This is a genomic window from Glycomyces buryatensis, from assembly GCF_004912275.1.
Classification (GTDB): Bacteria; Actinomycetota; Actinomycetes; order Mycobacteriales; family Micromonosporaceae; genus Glycomyces; species Glycomyces buryatensis.
Genome location: NZ_STGY01000003.1, coordinates 1 through 18028, shown reverse-complemented (window position 1 = coordinate 18028; position 18028 = coordinate 1). Strand labels below are relative to the sequence as shown.

Annotated in this window: 20 protein-coding genes and 1 pseudogene; 11 read left to right on the top strand and 10 right to left on the bottom strand. The window is 67.1% G+C overall.

Going from position 1 to position 18028, the window contains the following annotated elements; all coding sequences use genetic code 11:
* Positions 1-24 precede the first annotated feature (24 nt).
* From FAB82_RS01010 to glnII, 5 genes are all read right to left on the bottom strand, one after another.
* Complete coding sequence (locus FAB82_RS01010) at positions 25-426, bottom strand: hypothetical protein (protein WP_136532680.1); 402 nt, start codon at positions 424-426, stop codon at positions 25-27.
* A 59-nt stretch (positions 427-485) separates the two neighbouring features.
* Positions 486-1091, bottom strand: coding sequence for a hypothetical protein (locus FAB82_RS01005; protein ID WP_136532679.1), 606 nt, complete (start codon positions 1089-1091; stop codon positions 486-488).
* 76 nt (positions 1092-1167) lie between these two features.
* Positions 1168-3669: a glycosyltransferase gene (locus tag FAB82_RS01000; RefSeq protein ID WP_136532678.1), complete on the bottom strand. Its 2502-nt coding sequence runs from the start codon at positions 3667-3669 to the stop codon at positions 1168-1170.
* 187 nt (positions 3670-3856) lie between these two features.
* Positions 3857-5005 carry a class I SAM-dependent methyltransferase gene (locus FAB82_RS00995; RefSeq protein ID WP_168801362.1) on the bottom strand — a complete coding sequence of 383 codons (1149 nt, stop codon included), beginning with the start codon at positions 5003-5005 and terminating at the stop codon, positions 3857-3859.
* 213 nt (positions 5006-5218) lie between these two features.
* Positions 5219-6232 (bottom strand): glutamine synthetase GlnII, encoded by a 1014-nt coding sequence (gene glnII, locus FAB82_RS00990; RefSeq protein WP_136532676.1) that lies wholly within the window; start codon positions 6230-6232, stop codon positions 5219-5221.
* A gap of 289 nt (positions 6233-6521) precedes the next feature.
* Here glnII and FAB82_RS00985 point away from each other — a divergent pair, with 289 nt between their 5' ends.
* The 7 genes from FAB82_RS00985 to FAB82_RS00955 all read left to right on the top strand — a co-directional run bounded on the left by FAB82_RS00985 (position 6522) and on the right by FAB82_RS00955 (position 10278).
* Positions 6522-6962, top strand: coding sequence for a hypothetical protein (locus FAB82_RS00985; RefSeq protein ID WP_136532675.1), 441 nt, complete (start codon positions 6522-6524; stop codon positions 6960-6962).
* Positions 6959-7138 carry a hypothetical protein gene (locus tag FAB82_RS00980; protein WP_136532674.1) on the top strand — a complete coding sequence of 60 codons (180 nt, stop codon included), beginning with the start codon at positions 6959-6961 and terminating at the stop codon, positions 7136-7138. Before FAB82_RS00985 ends, FAB82_RS00980 begins: the two co-directional genes overlap by 4 nt.
* On the top strand, positions 7135-7935 hold the full coding sequence (locus FAB82_RS00975) for a DUF2637 domain-containing protein (protein WP_136532673.1): 801 nt from the start codon (positions 7135-7137) through the stop codon (positions 7933-7935). The genes FAB82_RS00980 and FAB82_RS00975 overlap by 4 nt, the downstream gene beginning before the upstream one ends.
* Positions 7936-8106: 171 nt before the next feature.
* Positions 8107-9336 carry a helix-turn-helix domain-containing protein gene (locus FAB82_RS00970; RefSeq protein WP_136532672.1) on the top strand — a complete coding sequence of 410 codons (1230 nt, stop codon included), beginning with the start codon at positions 8107-8109 and terminating at the stop codon, positions 9334-9336.
* A gap of 164 nt (positions 9337-9500) precedes the next feature.
* Positions 9501-9782: a hypothetical protein gene (locus FAB82_RS00965; RefSeq protein WP_136532671.1), complete on the top strand. Its 282-nt coding sequence runs from the start codon at positions 9501-9503 to the stop codon at positions 9780-9782.
* The gene (locus FAB82_RS00960; RefSeq protein WP_136532670.1) at positions 9779-10015 is read left to right on the top strand and encodes a hypothetical protein; all 237 of its coding nucleotides are present in this window, start codon (positions 9779-9781) and stop codon (positions 10013-10015) included. The genes FAB82_RS00965 and FAB82_RS00960 overlap by 4 nt, the downstream gene beginning before the upstream one ends.
* Entirely contained in the window at positions 10012-10278 is a 267-nt protein-coding gene (locus FAB82_RS00955) for a hypothetical protein (protein ID WP_136532669.1), read from the top strand. The genes FAB82_RS00960 and FAB82_RS00955 overlap by 4 nt, the downstream gene beginning before the upstream one ends.
* A 397-nt stretch (positions 10279-10675) precedes the next feature.
* Here FAB82_RS00955 and FAB82_RS28260 read toward each other — a convergent pair whose 3' ends face one another.
* The 5 genes from FAB82_RS28260 to FAB82_RS00930 form a co-directional block, all read right to left on the bottom strand.
* The gene (locus FAB82_RS28260) at positions 10676-11524 is read right to left on the bottom strand and encodes a phage capsid protein (RefSeq protein WP_136532668.1); all 849 of its coding nucleotides are present in this window, start codon (positions 11522-11524) and stop codon (positions 10676-10678) included.
* 94 nt (positions 11525-11618) lie between these two features.
* Positions 11619-11879 carry a hypothetical protein gene (locus FAB82_RS00945; protein WP_136532667.1) on the bottom strand — a complete coding sequence of 87 codons (261 nt, stop codon included), beginning with the start codon at positions 11877-11879 and terminating at the stop codon, positions 11619-11621.
* The gene (locus FAB82_RS00940; protein WP_136532666.1) at positions 11876-13765 is read right to left on the bottom strand and encodes a DUF3631 domain-containing protein; all 1890 of its coding nucleotides are present in this window, start codon (positions 13763-13765) and stop codon (positions 11876-11878) included. Before FAB82_RS00940 ends, FAB82_RS00945 begins: the two co-directional genes overlap by 4 nt.
* Positions 13766-13886: 121 nt before the next feature.
* Positions 13887-14105: a hypothetical protein gene (locus tag FAB82_RS00935; RefSeq protein WP_136532665.1), complete on the bottom strand. Its 219-nt coding sequence runs from the start codon at positions 14103-14105 to the stop codon at positions 13887-13889.
* Complete coding sequence (locus tag FAB82_RS00930; protein ID WP_136532664.1) at positions 14102-14293, bottom strand: helix-turn-helix domain-containing protein; 192 nt, start codon at positions 14291-14293, stop codon at positions 14102-14104. The genes FAB82_RS00935 and FAB82_RS00930 overlap by 4 nt, the downstream gene beginning before the upstream one ends.
* 106 nt (positions 14294-14399) lie before the next feature.
* Between FAB82_RS00930 and FAB82_RS28750 the strand changes: the two are divergent.
* The 4 genes and pseudogenes from FAB82_RS28750 to FAB82_RS00910 all read left to right on the top strand — a co-directional run.
* A pseudogene (locus FAB82_RS28750) lies at positions 14400-14633 on the top strand (helix-turn-helix domain-containing protein); the annotation flags it as partial.
* A 386-nt stretch (positions 14634-15019) separates the two neighbouring features.
* Positions 15020-16189 carry a tyrosine-type recombinase/integrase gene (locus FAB82_RS00920; protein ID WP_136532662.1) on the top strand — a complete coding sequence of 390 codons (1170 nt, stop codon included), beginning with the start codon at positions 15020-15022 and terminating at the stop codon, positions 16187-16189.
* 343 nt (positions 16190-16532) lie between these two features.
* A complete protein-coding gene (locus tag FAB82_RS00915; protein ID WP_136532661.1) occupies positions 16533-17552 on the top strand; it encodes a hypothetical protein in 1020 nt (339 codons plus the stop codon).
* Positions 17553-17771: 219 nt separating this feature from the next.
* Positions 17772-18028: hypothetical protein (locus FAB82_RS00910; RefSeq protein ID WP_136532660.1), on the top strand; the 257-nt coding region annotated here is incomplete at its 3' end.

Below are 18028 nucleotides of genomic sequence, written 5' to 3'. Positions count from 1 at the left end.
CCGCTCCGCGATGACCGCGGGCGTTCAGCCCTGCTTGACCTGCCGCTCCAGCTCGTCGAAGCGCTCGGCGGTCTCAAGGCGGCCGGTCTCGACCGCGGCGAGGATCTTCTGCTGAAGCGCCTCGATCCGCTGGATCTCGGACGTGTAGTCCTCCAGGAACATCTCGCGGTTGAACTCCTGCTGCGCGCGGCGCAGGCGGCGCTGCTCGCGCTGGGTCTCGCGGATGCTGCGCGCCGTGATACCGAGCCCGCGCTGGAACTGCGAGATCCGCAGCAGCACGTACAGCAGCACCAGCGAGAAGAGCGCCAACGCCACCTGAGGGGAGTACGGCAGCGTCGCCACGGCGGCGGCGAGCAGGACGGCGGTGGCGGCGAGCGCGAGGATTTGGCGTGTGCCGAAGCGGCGCAGGCGGTCAGCGAGGTTCACGACTGTTCTCAGATCTAGAGTTCTTGGGCATCGGGGGTGCGGTGCGGGGTGCCACGGGCTCAGGCGGGGAGGTTCAGGTTCTCCTGGACTTCCTGGCAGCCCTTGGTGATCGCGTCCTCCAGCTCCGGGTCCTTCCACTGGCACGTGATCTGGGTCATCGCATTGCCGTCGAAGACGAAGAAGTTGCGTTGCTGGGCGCTCTCGCCGTCGTAGTCGACCTTGAGGTAGCGGAACACCGCCGGGTATCCCGACGCGATCGCGCGGGTGCCGCTGGAGGAGGTCTCGTTGCCGGTGACCGCGTCGTACTCGGCGACGAACGCCGCGCGGCCGTCGAAGCTGGCGGTGTCGGCGTCCTCGGGCAGGAGGTAGGACGTCACGAAGATCTGCTCGTAGGCGGTGCCGTTCTCGAGCTGGTAGGAGGCGCCGACGTGGTCGTACTCGAGCGCGAAGGACACGCCCTCCTCGGAGGACTGCGAGTAGCCCGAGGGCGCCGTGAACTCGGCCAGCGCGGCCTCGGTGCGGATCGTAGGTTCGGTCGACTCGGCTGCGGCGGCAGGCTGTTCGCTCGTTTCGGGCTCAGCGCCGTCATCGCCTCCGTCGGCACTGCATCCCGCGAGGAGCGCCGCGGCGAGGACACCGGAGAAAAGAGGGAGGGCGGATTTCATGCTGGCTCCGACGATTGAAGGTACCGGGAGATCGATTGCAGCTTACTACAATGGTGCCCTAGCTGCGGTTCGGCCATCAGTGGGCCTCGTGCAGACGGGCGATGCGGCGCAGATGGCTTTGCCGGCTGAATTGCTCGCGAACATGACGCAAACCACGTTCGCTCTGCGCCTGGTAACGGGCGAAATCGGCGTGCATGGCGGTCACGATTCCGTGGACTTCGTCTTCTCTGCAGTAGACGGCTCCGGGGCCGAAGGTCGGCTCGAACGAATGCGGCAGGACCACCACGCACCCGTTCGCCATCGCCTCCAGTACGGCTCTTCCGAATGATTCGACCAGGACCGGATGATGGAAATAGATCCAGAAGTCGAGTTGGTACAGGAATGACTTGACAGGCAGCTGGTCATAGGAATACGAGGTCCAATTGGGAGGCAGGTAGCGCTGTCCCAGCAATTCGAGCGGGACCGTATCGCCGCCCATGATGCGGACGTCGATGGCCGGATCGTCCGGGTAGACCTGGAGCAGGTGCTCGGCGGAGTCGGGCCATTTCGTGTAGTGGTCGCGGGAGTGGCGTCCGAGCACGGGCAGGGCGCTGCGGAAGCGGCGGCGGGGCATGGCCCAGTCGGTGGGGTCGACGACGCTGGGCATGTCGAACGCGGCGATCTGCGACGCGTCGAGCGTGCCGTCGTCGATCAGGGCCTGGCGGGTCTGCGGGCCCTGCGGCACCCAGATCGGGTCGACTCCGAACAGCCGCTTGGCATGTGCGGTGCAGGCGGAGGGGACGTAGCGCCAGTCGGTGCCGTCGTGTTCGCGCGGGGCCTGGTTGGCGAGGATGACGACTCGCTCGGGGCGCAGGCCGGTCTCGCGTCCGGTGGGGAACTGCAGCACCGACGGGTAGCGGATGACGAGGGTGCCGACCTCGTGGTTCTCGCCCGGCAGCAACCGGTCGATGCGGCCGTCGTTGACCATCTGCTGGATCGGGCTGCACAGTGGGCGGACGTTCGGCGAGATGTAGCGGTACGTCTCGAGCTGGAAGATGCCGACCTTGTACCCGGCGTCGAGCAGCGTCACGATCTCTTCGATGGTGGACTTGGCGGGGGCGCCGTAGGGCCGCCAGTCGGTGGCGAAGACGAAGTCGTACCGGGCCCCGTCGGGCTCGGCGGCGCCGTTGGAGAGCAGGTGCGGTGCGACCGGGACGATGCCGGTGTTGCCCTCGCGCGGCAGGAAGGCCTTGCGCTCGCCGGACTTGATCTGGCTGTGCCAGTGGGCATACGCCGATTTATAGGCTTCGCGGGCGGGGACCATCCAGCCGCCGGCGCCGAAGTCGCCGCCGGAGAGCGAATCGATCGACTGCCGCATGAGGCCCACCGGCGTGGACTTCTCGTGTTGGACGGCGGAGCGGCCGAACGCCGCGGTGATGCGGGCGAGGTATTCGGCGTCGGCACCGCGCCGGATCTGGTGGAAGTAGCCGACCCGCTTCCGGACCTCGGCGAGCCGCAGCATGGTCGTCGGCAGGCTCGAGTCGACCACCGGCTGGCCGAGCCGGTCGACCAGGAGGTCGGGCCGGACCTTGAGGCCGACGGCCGTGGTCGCCATGAGGGAGGGCTCGGAGCGCATGAGGGTCAGCTGCCGCTCGATGCGGTCGGGGTGGGACCAGTCGTCGGAGTCGTGGAAGGTGAGGAACTCGCCCTCGGCCAGGTCGATCGCGGCGTTGCGTGCCGCGTAGGTGCCCTGGTTGCGTTCCAGCAGAACCAGTTTGATGCGCTCGTCGAGTTCGGCGCATTCCTTGAGCAGCGGATGGAAGTCCTCGCCCGAGCCGTCGTCGAGCAGCAGGATTTCGAGGTTCCGCCAGGACTGCTCGACCACGGACCGCACCGCGGTCAGCAGTTCGGGGCCGGGACGGAAGCAGGTGAACGCCACGGTCACCCTCGTCGCCTCCTGGTGGCTGCGCAGGCCCCTCGCCCGGAGGCGGTCGATCGGCGCGAGCGCGGTGTCGCCCTCGAAGGAGTACTTCGCCGGCGGGAGCAGCCCCTCGAAGCGGCCGAGCCACCGCGACCAGTCCGCCTCCATGTCCTGGACGGGGTTGGCCAGGTTCAGCTCTATCGAGGCCCGCACGTGGTCTGAGAGATTCGCTTGCTCGTCCAGCAGCTCGCTGACGTGCTGCGAATCGCCCAGCCGGTAGGCGACCTGGATCCGCAGGTCCTGGTGGATCGTGGAGAGCTTGCCCGTGCCGTGCACCTCGGCGGCCAGGTCGTAGAGGTCCGCGGCCTGCCGTAGCCCGGTGGCGTCGCGCTTGGCGCGCAGCGCCACCAGCCGCGCCAGGTAACCCATCCGCACCGGGTGGATGCGCTTGAGGTTGAAGTCGATGGCCTCGGGCAGGCGCGACTTGGCGTATTCCAGCAGCCCGGGCAGGCGGCGGTGGTCGCCGAGCACATACGCGGCGACCAGGTCGACGCCTTCGGCCGAGTCCTGCCGGATGACCGTGTTCGCGAGCGACAGGTGCCTCCGCCGCTGGAAGATGGCGACATAGTCGGCCAGCAGCTGGTCCGGGAACCAGTCGGGCGAGGACGGGGACGTCAAGTCGGGACTCCTTGGAACGGGAGGATCGGGGTGTTTGCGCAGAGACGGTGTCGCGGACGGGCTGCCGCAGTCTGGCCGTCCCAGTCATTCTAGTCGCACGCGCCATCGGTCACGGCCCGTGAGGCGGCGGTGTGGCGGGCGGCATCGGTGCTCCGAATCGGACTTTCCGGACCGGATCTCAATAGGGTCAAGCAGCGGTTTCGTTCGGGTCTCGACGGAGGACGAACGTGCCGTGGTCGTTGCGCAGAAGTTTGTGGCCGTACTCGGGGAACTCCTCGAGCCACCGCCGCTTGATCTTCTGCTCGTCCTTGCGGCTGGCGTCGTCGAGCATGACGACCGCGTCGGGTGCGAGCCGGTCGGCCAGCAGCGGCAGCGCGGGGTAGCGGGCGAGCGGGCCGGTCTGGCCGGGAGGGCCGTCGACGAGCAGGAGGTCGATGGGGCCCTCGGGGAGCTTCGAGGTGTCGTACCAGCGCCACGGGTTCCCGTCGATGTCGACCTCGGCGAGCGGGGCGTCGATGACCTCGGCCCATGCGGACAGGCCGCGTTCGGCGAGCATGTGGCGGGTGACGGCGGCGAAGTGGGGGTTGTTCTCGATCGCGACGACGTGTCCGGTTCCCATGGTGCGCATCGCATAGGCCAGGATGACGGTGGTCGAGCCCGAGCCGCATTCGACCACGCGCTCGTACTTGCCGCCGGTGACCTCGGTGAAGAGGTAACGGGCGAAGTCAGGGGCGACGGCCCAGCCGTGCATCGGCGGCAGCGCCTGGTCGGGGTCGATGTCGCGGTAGAGCGCCAGGAGCCCGTCGACCTGCGAGTAGAGGATCCGGTTGGCGTCGCGGCTGACCTCTTTGAGATTCGCCTCGAATTCACGTCCGGTCTGCTCGGCGGTACCCGCGACGGATGCGGTGATCTCCTCGGTGCGGGCGGCGAGTTCGGTGTCCAGCTTCGTCTCGAGCGCCTTGCGCAGCTCCCGCAGTTCCTTCTGCTGGCGGTCGGAGCCGGCCTTGGAGGCGTCGGCGAGCTGCTTGACGCCCTTCGCCAGTTCGCTCTGGAGCCGCTCCAACTGCTTTTCGGATTGGTCCTGGCGCGCAGCGAATTTGCGCTCCAATTCGGAGCTCTGGCGTTCCAGGGAGCTGATGCGCTTGCCGATCCGGTTGGTGCGGGTGGCCTGGGCGCGCCGCAGCCGGTGGGTCTCGATCCACAGCAGGCCGACCGCGCAGCTCAGCGCTGCCGAGAAGGCGCCGTATCCGGCCAGCGCGAGACCGCCGAGCGCGTACCCGAGGACGGTCGCGGCGCAGACCGCGCCCAGGCTCACGAATATCTCTGGCTTGGACATCGGTCGCATGGTGCTGGCCTCGATCGCGGTTCGGGAGCTGGGGTGCTCTTCAGATTAACCACTTATGTGGACGTCGCTAACCCGGGGTACAGCGGCGATCCGCGCAAATGGGGTACCCGAGCACGCGGAAGGGGACGCCGCGATGCGGCGTCCCCTTCCGGTCGTTCATCTGGTCAGAGGCCGAGCCCGGTGGAGGACCGAGCCGTGGCCGGTTTAGACCAGGCCCTTCTTTTCGAGGGCCGAGCACACGGTGTCGACCATCTTGCCGGTCACCAGGTACGGGTCGATGTTCGCGTTCGGGCGGCGGTCCTCGAGGTAGCCCTTCTTGTCCTTCTCGACCTGCCACGGGATGCGGATCGAGGCGCCGCGGTCGGAGACGCCGTAGGAGAACTCGGTGTAGTGGGCGGTCTCGTGGGCGCCGGTGAGGCGGTCCGCAATGCCGTCACCGTAGACGGCGATGTGCTCCTCGGCCTTGGCGCCGAGGGCCTCGCAGCCGGCGATGATGGGCTCGTAGTCCTCGCGCATGGCCTTGGTGGAGAAGTTGGTGTGGCACCCGGCGCCGTTCCAGTCGCCCTTGGCCGGCTTGGGCTCGATCGTCGCGGAGACGCCGAACTCCTCGGCCGTGCGGTAGAGCAGCCAGCGGGCCAGCCACAGCGAGTCGGAGACCTCGAGGGCCGAGGCGGGGCCGACCTGGAACTCCCACTGGCCGGGCATGACCTCGGCGTTGATGCCGGAGATCGGCAGGCCGGCGGCGAGGCAGTTGTCGAGGTGCTTCTCGACGATCTCGCGGCCGAAAATCTCGTCGGCGCCGACGCCGCAGTAGTAGCCGCCCTGGGGGGCCGGGAAGCCGTTCTCGGGGAAGCCGAGCGGGCGGGAGCCGACCATGAAGGTGTACTCCTGCTCGATGCCGAACCAGGACTCCTGGGCGGCGTACTTCTCCGAGAGCTCGGCGGTGGCGGAGCGGGAGTTGGTGGGGTGGGGGGTGAAGTCGGTGTCCAGGACCTCGCACAGAACCAGGATGTGGTCGCCGCCGCGGATCGGGTCCGGGACGACCTTGACCGGGCGCAGGACGCAGTCGGAGGAGTTGCCTTCGGCCTGGTTGGTCGAGGAGCCGTCGAAGCCCCAGATGCCCGGCTCGTCGCCGTCGGCGAGGACCTTGGTCTTGGAACGCAGCTTGGCGGACGGCTCGGTGCCGTCGATCCAGATGTATTCGGCCTTGATTGCCATTAGGTAGGAGCCCTTCATTGCGGTAGCGCCGGTCGCTAGCCACGCTCCCAAGAAGCAATTTCTCATTCATTGTTGGCGTGTAAACAGACTGTTAAATCAGCCTGGTTCGGGTACCAGCGGGAACGGGCCTCATACCCTCATCTAGCAGGCGAAACGCACTTGATGAATCTCAACGATTCTCGGCGTTTCGTGGCATGGCACGTATCGAATGCGTACCGAACGCGAAAGCCCGACCAGCGATAGAAGCGCTGACCGGGCAAGCCGGGGCCTTAGAACGGAAGGCACCGACATGACCAACTCTACCCAACCCGTCGACCTCGACGCGGTCCGCGAGACCGTCGAGTCCGGCGAGGTCACCAAGCACCGCGCCGAGGACCAGCTGATCGAGCTGTGCGCCGAGGTCGAGCAGTTGCGCGAGACGCACGCGAAGCTCCGCGCGCTGTACGACCGGAACATCGGCTCCCTGGTCGACCAGCTCGACGAGGCTCACGAGCAGCTCGACACCGTCACCGCCGAGCGCGACCGGCTCCAGGCCGCGCACGACGTGACCAGCACGTACCTCGACGAGGTGATCGGCAAGTTCAAGCTCGACGAGGACGCCGGGACCAACGCCATCCTCGACGACCCGGAGGTGACCGCGGCGTACGACGCCCTCGACGACCTCTTGCGGGAGAAGTGGCGCACGCTCCGTGCCGAGCAGGCCGCCGACGCTGGGGAGGCGACCCGATGAGCGCCAAGCACGAAATCCCCGAACACGGTCTGGCCGAGGTGATCCAGTTCCCCCGCAAGGCAGTCGACGGTTCCGAGCGCCTGGCCGAGCTTGACGCGAGGATCAAGGCCGCGTTCGACGAAATTCACGAGCTGCTCGGCGAGCGTCGCGAGATCGAGAAGAGGCACGCAGCATGACGCATTCTGAGCGCAAGAAGTTCTCGGCCGAGCGTGAGGAGGCCCGGGAGTCTTACCGGGCGTCTGTGGCCGCTGGTGAGCCCCTGAGTGGCGCGAAGCTCGGCGCCGAGTTCGGCCGGTCCGAACGATGGGGCCGCGACCGCATCAAGGAAGTGAAGACTGAGGAGGACCGCCGGACGCAGTTCGCTCTGGCCTCGCGTAACCCCGGCCTCTCCGCTACCGCGCTCCTCATGGAGCGCGGCGAGATCGACGCGAACGGCAACCTCAAGGGCGTCGCTACTAACGACACCGCTGCCTCCGGCGCTTCGGGGCGCACCGAAGCGGCAAGTGATCTTGCCGCTGTCAAGCCGGAGCCGGCCGCCGAGGTCGACGACCGGCAAGTCCCGGCACAACCGCGGGGCGCGGCGGCGGTCGCGTGGCTCGCACTCGTCCTCGGGATCGGCGCCTCGGTCGCGGCGAACGTGCTGCACACCTGGACCGTCCTTGCCGACGGCAGCGGCTCCCTGCCGCAAGTCCTCGGCTCGGCATTCTGGCCCGTCGCGCTCGTCGTCAGCATCGAGACCATGGCCCGGGTCCGCTGGCCGGCCTCGATCGGCTACTCGCTCATCAGGTTCGGTGCCGTCGGCGCGGTCGCCTTGGTTGCCGCTGTCGTGTCCTACCGGCACATGTCCGGCCTGCTCGCCTACTGGGGTGAGGACCCGATCTCGGCCACCCTCGGACCGATCGCCGTCGACGGACTCGTGACCGTCGGCGCCTTGGCACTCCTGGCGATCCACAAGGCCCGTAAGGAGGCATAGAACAAGTAAGGGCCCGTCCCGAGGACCACCCCGGGGCGGGCCTTCACCTTGGCACGGTGGCATGTGACAGGACTCGCTGTAGGCTGGGAATCACGCCTCTTCGCGGAGGAATCGCCCCCGGCCGACGGGCCGGGGGCACACGATGAGGCGCTCCGCGAATCGAGGTGCGCTATGCAGGTCGACGAACTCGCCGGGAAGCCGGTAGGGGAGCGAATCCGGATCATCCGCGACCGCAGGGGCATGACCCGCCCGGTGGTCGCTGGTCTCGTCGGCAAGTCTCCTGACTGGCTAAAGAAGATCGAGAGCGGCGAGAGGCTGCCGCCACGGCTGCCCATGCTGATCCAGCTCGCCGACATCCTCGGCGTCGGCAATGTCGCCGAGCTGACCGGCGACGACCCTGTGGCTATCGGCTTCCCCCGCAAGGAAGCGCACCCCGCCGTCCCTGCGATCCGCGAGGCGATCGAGGAAACACATCTGGCGATCGACACCCGGGCCCGCCCCGACCTCGCCGCGCTGCAACAGCTCCTGGACCGCGCCTGGCGTATCTGGCACACCTCGGCCACACCGCGAGCCGACGTCGGGCGCATCCTCCCCGAACTCATCCGCGACGGCCGCCGAGCTGCCCGCATCTTCGAAGGGCAGGAACGAAGGCAAGCGAACCTCGTACTCGTCGGCGCCTACGCCCTCGCAGAGCAAGTCCTCGCCTGGGTCTCAGACTCCGCTCTCCTGTGGATGACTGCCGACCGGTGTATGAGTGCCGCCGAGCAAGCCGACCATCCCGAAGCGCTCGCAGGCGCGGCCTGGGTCGTCGGCAACGTCTGGCGTAATGGCCGCGAAGACGAAGCGCTCCGCCTGGCCGACGACGCCGTCCGCATCCTCACGCCCTACCTGGATTCCGGCAGTGACGACCTTCGGGCGCTGTGGGGTGCGTGCCAGCTGCACGGTTCGATTACCGCTGCTCGCCTCGGCCGCGAGGGTGACGCCCTCCACCGGCTCGACCAGGCCGAGGCCATGTCGACACGCCTGCCGACGGCGTACGCGCACGCCTGGACCCTGTTCGGTCGGGCGAATACCGAACTGACCGGGGTGTCGGTGAGTGTGGACTTGCGCAAGGGCGGAACCGCACTGGACAAAGCCGGTGCCGTCGACCCCGACGTGATCCCCTCAGTGGACCGCCGGGCGCGGTTGTGGCTGGAAACGGCCCGAGCCTATGCACAGCAGGGCGAGCACACCAGCGCCCTGCACGTTCTGCAACGTGCTGCCTCAGTCAGTGAGGAGTCGATGCGATGCCATCCCTTGGCGCGCAATATCTCCGGACAACTGATCGTCTCCGGCGGCAAGCTCATCGAGCGTGAGGCTCGCGGACTAGCTCAGCGCCTCGGAGTCCTCGCCGGGTCTTGAGGGGGACAGTCTGTCCCCATTGGCATGGTGCCCCGCTCTGTACCTCTTCGCTCTCCCCAGCGCCCTTACGGTTCCTGCAAGGCCGTCGGCGCTGCCGGTGCTGATCCCGGCGCTAGTTGACCGGGTGGGCGGCCCGAACGCAGCGGCTACGGAGGGGACCCACCATGACCACCGACCACCTTGACGGCCTGCTCGACAGGCTCCCTGGCAACCTCCTCGGGACGTGGGGTAACGACCAGACCGGCCTACGCCTGGTCGACCTCGGCAACGACACTGCCGGCATCGTCATCGTCCGAGCCGGCAAACCTCGGGACCTCGGCACCATCAGCAAGGACGCCGAGCACGTCGTATGGAACCGCGATGGGGACGAGGAGCCCACCCACTACCGCAACCAGTGGCTGTCCATGATCTACCCCGCGCTCGCACGCTGGCGGGCCGCATCATGAGCACCCTCGGAGTGTTCGCCTGGCGCGGCACGACGATCGAGGCGTCACGCATCATGAGCGAGACGTGCGGCGAGGTGATCTGGCTCCGCTACACCGAGCCGACCTCCGGCACCGTCGGCGTCAAATGCGGCGGCCGTCTGACACTGGCCAACGAACTGCCCGACGACGAGCTCGTGCGGGAAGAGTTGAGCCTCGGCATCGACCGGTTGCGGGCCCAGGTGGGTACGACATGACCACCACCGTCACTCCCGTCACCGTCCAGGTCGAGGCCGCCTGCGCTGACCCGCTCGCCGCCTGGATCGACATCGAAGACGCCGCCGTCGTCGTCCGGTACTCGGGCGGCGACATCCTCACCGCCGAGCACCACGACGGGTACATCGACGGGATCCGGTGGACCCTGCCGACGGGCGTCAACCTCCCGTCGTCGTCACGCTCGACGCTGATAGGCCGCGTGCAGCAAGCCGTCCTAGTGGCGGCAGCGTACGCCAGAGACTGACCCTTACGATCGGACTAAAAATACATCTGACCAGGCAAAACACAACCCGCTGAGAGCCGTTCTAAGCGACTTCCAGCGGGTTGTGCATGTCCAGGTAAGGGCCCGGCCGCCAGGAGGTGGAGCCGGGCCCGGTCTATGCGCCGAAACAATCACACAGGGTGAGCGTATGGCGTACGCGAAAACTCGTTTAGGTGCGGCACCACGCGCGGCCCTCCTCCGCGGTCTCCTAGCGTTGGGGGACTCGGGGTCCCTCCCACCAGGTGATGACGGTGTGTAGCGGCTGGTCAGTGCTCGTCGGTGTCTTGTTGGTGTTGCTGAGGCCTGCGGTGGAGTCATGACCGCAGGCCTCAGTTTCCCTCAGTGTCAGGGCCAGGAGGAGCCTGACACTGAAGGTGTCTTAGCTGCCGATGCCTTCGGTCCAGTAGCGAACGGCGGTGGGTCGAAGCACCCGAGCGCCGTAGACCATGAGTCCTCGGAGGATGTCGGCGAACTTGTTCTGTGCGCGGAGCGCTTCGATCGTGTTGACCTGGTTCACGTAACCGATCGCTGAGCGATGGTAAGCGATGCAAGTAGCGGAACCGGGATTGAGCAGGGAGGTCTCGGCGACCCTGAAGCCGAGGAGCTGTCCGATGGTCGCGTTGCGCAGACCTGCAGCGTCGCCGCTGGTGTCGACGTTGGTGAGTTTCGAGTCGGCGCCGAGGAGGAACGCGGAGAACTCCGGGTTGACCAGGAGGGTGCGCCCTGACAGGGGGGCCTTGATGGGGGAGGCGGACAGCTCGGTGCGGAGCCGCTTGACTACCTCGAATGCCTCGTTGCCTGCGCCTTCGCCTTCGATGGCTTCGGCGTTGGTGCGGTCGGTGCCGTCGGCGAGCATGAGGTCGGCGAGGAAGGTTTCGGCGTCCTCGACGAGGCCGGCGGCGGCGTCGCGGGTGACTGGTTCCATTCCGCCTGCGGCTTGGCGCTTGTCGATGTCGTCGACGTAGAACGCGAACGCTTTCTCTTGGTCGATGTTGAGCGGCTGACCGGAGTCGTTGAGCGCCTCGGGGTCGACGGTGCGGACGCCGCTGGTGCCGACGGCGTAGTTGACGATTGTCGGTGTGGCGAACGAGGTGATGTGGACGACGTTGCCCATGGTCGCGTCGCCTTCGTATTCGGTGGCGACGGTGGGCTCGATGACGGCGTGTTGTTTGAAGTTGTCGAGGATGGTTGCGGACCATACCTCGGGAATGAAGTTGATGACAGCCATGATGGATGGCCTTCCGCTGGTGCGAACAATGCGTGGTGCTTTGCCCGTTGCGGGTCGTAGCGGCCATCCCCCGTTGCGGTGGGATGGCTCGATTCTACTCGTCGAACGTGAGTTGCGCTATGGCCTCGGTGTGTCTGGTGAGGACGGTTTCGGGGTCGTCTCCGGTGAGTTCGGCGATGGAGTCGAGTAGGCGGTCGGCGATTGCGGTCATGGCGCAGAAGGTCCAGTAGGGGCCGTCGTCTGCGGTGGCGTGGTCGTTGGCGAGGACGGCGGTCCAGTGGTGGTGGTCGTTGTCGCCGAAGGCTTGGAGGAGGCCTGCAGCGCGGTGGATCGCGGCGGCGTCGGGTGTGCTCATTGGGTGTGCTCCTCGGTGATCTGTGTCGGGCATCCGGCCCGTTGCTTGCATGGGTTGAAGCCACACTTACGGCAATATGGCGTAACCGCCGTAACCGCCGTAACTTCGCTGGTCAAACCGGTTACACCTTCAAGCGCGGTTACAGGTGAAGGTGTAACCGCGCTTGAAGGTGTAACCGTCTGACCAGCAGGGTTACGCTGGTTACGCTGGTTACTGCTATCTGCGGGTAGGTACCGGCGCCACGCATCATGAAGGCCAACACTGACCTTGCTGGGCTCGGTCATGTACCCGCGGCGGGAATCCCCATTGAGCTTGAAAACGGTCGGAGAGACCCCATAGCGCTTCAACTCCTTCGACAGCCGGACCATGTTGAGAGGCTTGCCGTATAGGTCCGCCCAAGGCGCCTCCTCCATCCTGACTAGTGCGTCCACGAGCTCTTCCGACGGCATTCGATCGAGCATTTCGCCCGTCGCCTTCCCCTCGTCGTCGCGAACGGTAAAGGCCTCGCGGATGTCGGCGAGGAGTCGCACTCCGAGTGACTGTCCCTCGGTGCTGGAACCCATCACGAAGTGCTTGCACGCCTCTCTGGCGCGGCCGGGCCATTCCCCACCGGCGGCATCGGCGACGGCGAGCAGCGCTTCCCACACCTCCGCCGGGCGATCCTCCACGCCCTTGGGCATGACCGGCCTCGCGTCGGCGAGCGCGCCCGCCACTGACCGCGTCCAGGACTCCAGCGCTGCCCTGATCTTGTCGGCCTCGGGTTCGGCGTCGCGCTCGCGGAAGGGCGCGACCTTCTCGCCAGGTGCGCGGCGGCGCATGTGGATCACGACGGCGCGGGTGATGATGGTTCCCGGCATGTTGCCCGCCAGGCCCGCGAGGGCGACCGGCGAGAACACTTTGAACTCCTGAACGTCCATTTTGGCGGCGTCGCCCACGCACCGGTCGATGGTGGCGCCGCGCTTATAGCCGGAGTTGAGCAGCGCCCGAAGATCCTCGTAGTTCCCTGCGGACTTGACGTTGAAGATGGCGTCGACCTCGTCGAACAGTACGGTCATGGTGCCCTTGGCAAGCCTGCGGAAGATCGCGGCCGTCGACGAGGAGATCATGAGCTTGGGGTTGTGGCACACCAGGTTGAGCAGCTCCAGCACGCGCGTCTTGCCGCTGCCGGGCTCCGGCGAGTCCAGGACCAGGCGCGGCGAGGTGTAGAACGCGTCAATGGCGTGCGTGTGCGCCGCCCACAGCGTGACTGCCGTGAGACAGTGCGGCGACGGGAACACCGTGTACTTGCTGATGAACTCCTCGACGAGCGCGAGCGCGTCGTGCCCTTCGGGATCGCCGAGGGGTACGAAGTCGGCCAGGCCGCGCCCGGCCGCGACATGATCGGCTGAATCCTTGCCAGTGGCGGCCTTGACGAACTGCAAGCCCTTGGTGGTGCCGTCGAGCCTGGCGCGCACGGCGTCGGCCCACTTCTGGCCGGCGTCGCCGTCGTTGTCGACGACGGCGACGACGACGGCGCCCTGCAACGGGGCTACGTCGGCCTTGCCGAAGCTGCCCGCGCCCATCGGGGCCGTGGTGGCTACGGCTCCGATGGATTCGAGCGCGTGGACGTCTTTCTCCCCTTCTACGAGGAACACCCGCTCGCCGTTGGCGACGGCGCGGGCGACCTTGCGGGATCGGTACAGCTGCGGCGTACCGCCGAGGTTGCCTGACTGCCTGAACTTCTTGCTAGGACTGCGGTGGACGATCCTGCCGTCGTCGTAGCGATACTCGGCGCCCTTGGGGTTGTCGAACAGGTCACGAGGTTCCCAGTTGAGCGCACCGAGGACGGCGTCATTCGCGCACCCGGCGAAGCAGTGCGCGAGCGCCTGGCCCTCGATGCCGGTCACGTGCAGGGACGGGTTGTGGTCCTCGTGTGCCGGGCACTGGGCCATGAAGTCGCCCGGCGCCTTGTCCTCGATGCGGGAGCCGTGGCGGGCGAGTGCCTCGCGTAGGCGGTCGTAGGCGGTCTCAGCCACGACGGCCTCCCGCTTCGATGACGAGGCCGGCGGCTGCGATGAGGTCGGGGTGGGGATCGGCTTGGGCGAGTGCGGCGCCGAGGGCGCGGCGGGCGACCTTGAGGATGCGGCGGCTGTCGGCGCGGGTTACGCTGGTGGTGGTCTCGCCGACCTGCTTTTCTGCCGCTCCGGTGTTCGTCGCACTGGGGCGGCTTTCTCGTGTCTGCGTCACGCGGCACCACCCTTGGCGCGGTCGTCGGCCCACCTCTCGACGTTCGAAAGCTTGTACCGGCGGTGGCGGCCCATGAGCGTGTACTTCGGGCCGGTCCCCTTGTAGGCCCAGGTGTCCAGCGTGCGGCGCGGGATCTTGAGGTATTCGGCGAGCTCGGATGTGTCGAGCCATGTCTCAGCGGCTGCCATTTCGCACCTCTTCGGTCTGATCGCTCCCAAGTTCGGAGCAAACTCAATGATGTTGGAAGTATCGCACAGGTACTCGACTGCGCGCAACTTGGTGTGACATACTCCGATGATGGGATCAACTGAGTCAACGAAGAGACCGAATACGCCAGCTTCGATCGGCCGGACAGTGGGGGCGAACCTGCGCAAGCTGCGCGACCGGAAGCGCATGTCAACCCGTGCGGTAGCAGACGCCATGACGGGGATCGGGCGGCCCGTCGCCTCCACTGCCATTACGAAGATCGAGGCGGGCGATCGGCGCGTCGATGTCGATGACCTCGTTGCGCTAGCGATCGCACTTGAGGTGTCGCCGGTGACGTTGCTGCTGCCTGGCGTCGACGAGGTGGCCAACGTCGAAGCCGACATGATCAACACGTCGAAGTCGGTGCCGCTTACCGAGAAGGTCTCGGCGCCTTGGGAAATCGTGTGGAGGTGGGCTCACGGGACGGACCCGCTCCCCGGAAGCGAGGCGCGCCCGGCGGCGTTCCTCGAAGAGAATCGGCCCTATGACCGGGGGTTGAAGCACGAGACGCAGCGGGCAGTCATGGACCGTCTGACGGACCGGCCTGCGGTTGTCGTGGTTGTGGCTCACGATGACGCCACCGCTCCTGAGGTGGACATACACATGGGGTCTGGCGCTGAACGCGAAGCGGAGCGGCTGCGTCGTCGGCTCGCCGAGGGAGGCGAGTTATGGCGCGGGCGTGGGTTGAGGACCGGCGCAAGCATGCCGCTTACCTGGAAGCTGTCGAGCGGGCGAAGGCGACGGGTAGGAAGCCGCCGGCGCGGTGGCGGGTCCGCTGGTATGACCCGGACGGGAAGGCGCGGGCGAAGGCGGTGGCTCGGAAGCCCGACGCCGACGCCTTGGCCGCGAAGATCGAATCCGAGCTGTCCTCAGGTGCCTACCGTGACCCGTCCGCCGGGCGTGTGCTGGTGCGCGACGTCGCCGAGGCTTGGCTAGCGGCACAGTCGACGCAGAAGCGCTCCACGTTGGAGCTGTACCGCACGATGATCGACGCGCACATCCTGCCGCGGTGGGGTGGCGTACAGGTGGACCGGGTACGCCGCGACGACATCGCCGTGTGGCTGGGCGCGCTCGACGGGGGAGCGGACAAGAAGCGGCTCGCGTACAGCATCATGGCCCGGATCATGGAATGGTGTGTGCCCGAACGCATCGCGGTGAACCCGGTGCGATCCGTGAAGCCGCCCAAGGCCGCCCCGTCGCGCAAGGTGTTCCTGACCGCCGAGGAGGTCGAAGCGCTCGCAGACGCGACGACAGGGCGAGCCTCACGGGTCCTGGTCCTGGTGCTCGCCTATGTCGGGCTGCGCATTGGGGAGGCGGCTGCACTCAAGGCGCGCAACGTCGACCTGAAGCGGCGCCGGGTCCGTATCGAGGCCACCTTGATCGAGGGCAAGGGCGGGCTGTACGAGGACACCCCGAAGTCGGGGGAGTCGCGCACGGTGGCGCTACCGGCGTCGGTGGCGGCGGAACTCAAGCCGCTGATCGAAGAGTGTCGGGAACCCGACAGTTACGTGTTCACGACGGACTCGGGATCGCCGCTGCGCCTCGACACCTGGCGCCGCCACCACTTCGCGCCTGCCGTCGCTGCGGCCGGACTCAAGGGCAAGGACATCACCCCACATGCGTTGCGGCACACGGCCGCTAGCTTGGCGATCGCCGAGGGCGCAGACGTGAAAGTCGTACAGACGATGCTTGGGCACGCCAAGGCGACGATCACTCTGGACACGTACGGGCACCTGTTCCCGGACCGGCTCGACGAGGTCGCCGGGCGGCTCGACAAGGCCCGCGCGGCGGCCCGGCTGCAACGAGCCAAGTCCAAGGCCTTGCGTTCCGACGCGTAGTAGTGTGTACTAGATGCGTACCGGCAACGACGCGAACTTCAACTTCATAGCGTCTCACCTGCGAGGATGAGGGTTTCAAGCCTCACGTTAGCTGGGATTCCGGTAACAGTCTGTTAACCAGTGCCTGGTGGGGCAGGTCACCACTAGTGAGATGGCGGTTTTTCGTGCGCCGAGAGGCCGATGAATCGTCATGGAACGCGACGGCTCGGCATATATGAGCGCTCATCACCGAAATTCTCCTGAAAAATCCTGAACACCCCGTATCCCCGATTCCGACAGATTCGTTCTTGTAAGTGCGGGTGGATGAATCGCCCGCGCTCAGGTTCAGGACGACGGGGGAGTCATGGGGATCATCATGCGGGGCAGCGAGTTCACTCGCCGCTTCAGCGTGTCCCGGCTGCTCCTCGGTGCCGCGCTCGGAATTTTCGGCTTCCTGCTTTTGGGAGCCGCCGGCAAGGCAAGTGCCGCTTGGGCATCGGACGAAACCCCCGAGGCGACAGACCTTGCCACGGTGGCCGATCCGCTCGTCGCAGAGGTGTCCGACACGTCGCGCCTGGCCGCGCGACTGGTCCCGCAGAACCAGCAGGGACATCGGGCAACCGCGAATGAGGGGGCGGCCACCGGGCTGGTGTCAGGTCTGACCGAACCGGTGGGGTCGTTGGTGACCGAGACGGACGAGACCGTGCACACCGCGCTGCGTGGTGACGCCAGAACCGGATTGCTCGATATAGACGATGAGTCTGTCGGAGACAGCACCGCTGAAGTCGTGACACCACTGGTGGGAACCCTGGTCAAGGGTACGGCCTCCATTGCGGAGACCCCCGCCCCCGTGGTGTCCGGTGTCTATGAGACTGTCGCGACCTCGACCGATCAGGTCGATGTGCTGGCGCGACTGGTGACCGATGGCCTTGGGGCCGGCGGCGAGACGACGCCCGGGAGCGTCCACGCCGGCGGACAGGGACAGCCGAGCTTCACCACGCTTCTAGCGGATCCTGGCTCCACCGAGGCGGTGGCGGCACTCGAACGAGTGTCCAGCGGCCGGCCGGCCGCCGCCCTCGAGTGCTCCGCAGCCGCAGACGGCCTGCGGGAGACAGACCGATCCGGTTCCGAAATCGCACAGGGCAAACCAGGCGCGAACACCGAAAAGCCATGGTCGTACGACGGCCCCGACCTGCCTGACCTGAAGATCATCCCCGGTGGAGCCACTGGCTCGACCGCCGGTATCAGTGTGGACAGTGGACATTCCGCTGTCAATGTCTCCCCGAACACCGCTGGCGAACAGGTGTCGTTCGCCCGCACGGTGATCGAGGAATTGGGGCGGCCCATGGACCGTGCCGCCGAGCAGTCCGTCGCCCCAGACTAGAGCCTCCGCGCGTCGGCGCGGGGACCAGCAGCTCACTCCAGCAGTGCGGTTAGCAAATCCCACCGGTTCGCCGGCTCTTGGTCGAGAGCCGGACGGTCTCCGGCGCGTCGACGCGCGGCCAGGCCCACACCGGCTGACTTCCCATGAAGCCCAGCCGAATCCAGAGAAGAAGCCGCCCGGATTCACGGGCGCACAACCAAGAAGGAACGAACTAGCATCATGCGCAAGGTTCTCACTGTTGCGGCCGTCGCCGCCGGCGCCGCCGCTTTCGCCGCAGCCCCCGCCATGGCCACCAACTCCGGTGTGGCCGCCGGCCCCGTCAGCCTGCTCAACATCGACGCCTCGAGCGCCGCCCACTGGCAGATCTGCGGCCAGAACGTCTTCACCCAGTCCTTCGGGCAGGTCTGCGACAACCGCGACCACATCGGCGAGGGCCCCCAGTCGGGCGTCACCGCCGGCGACCTGTCGCTGGGCAA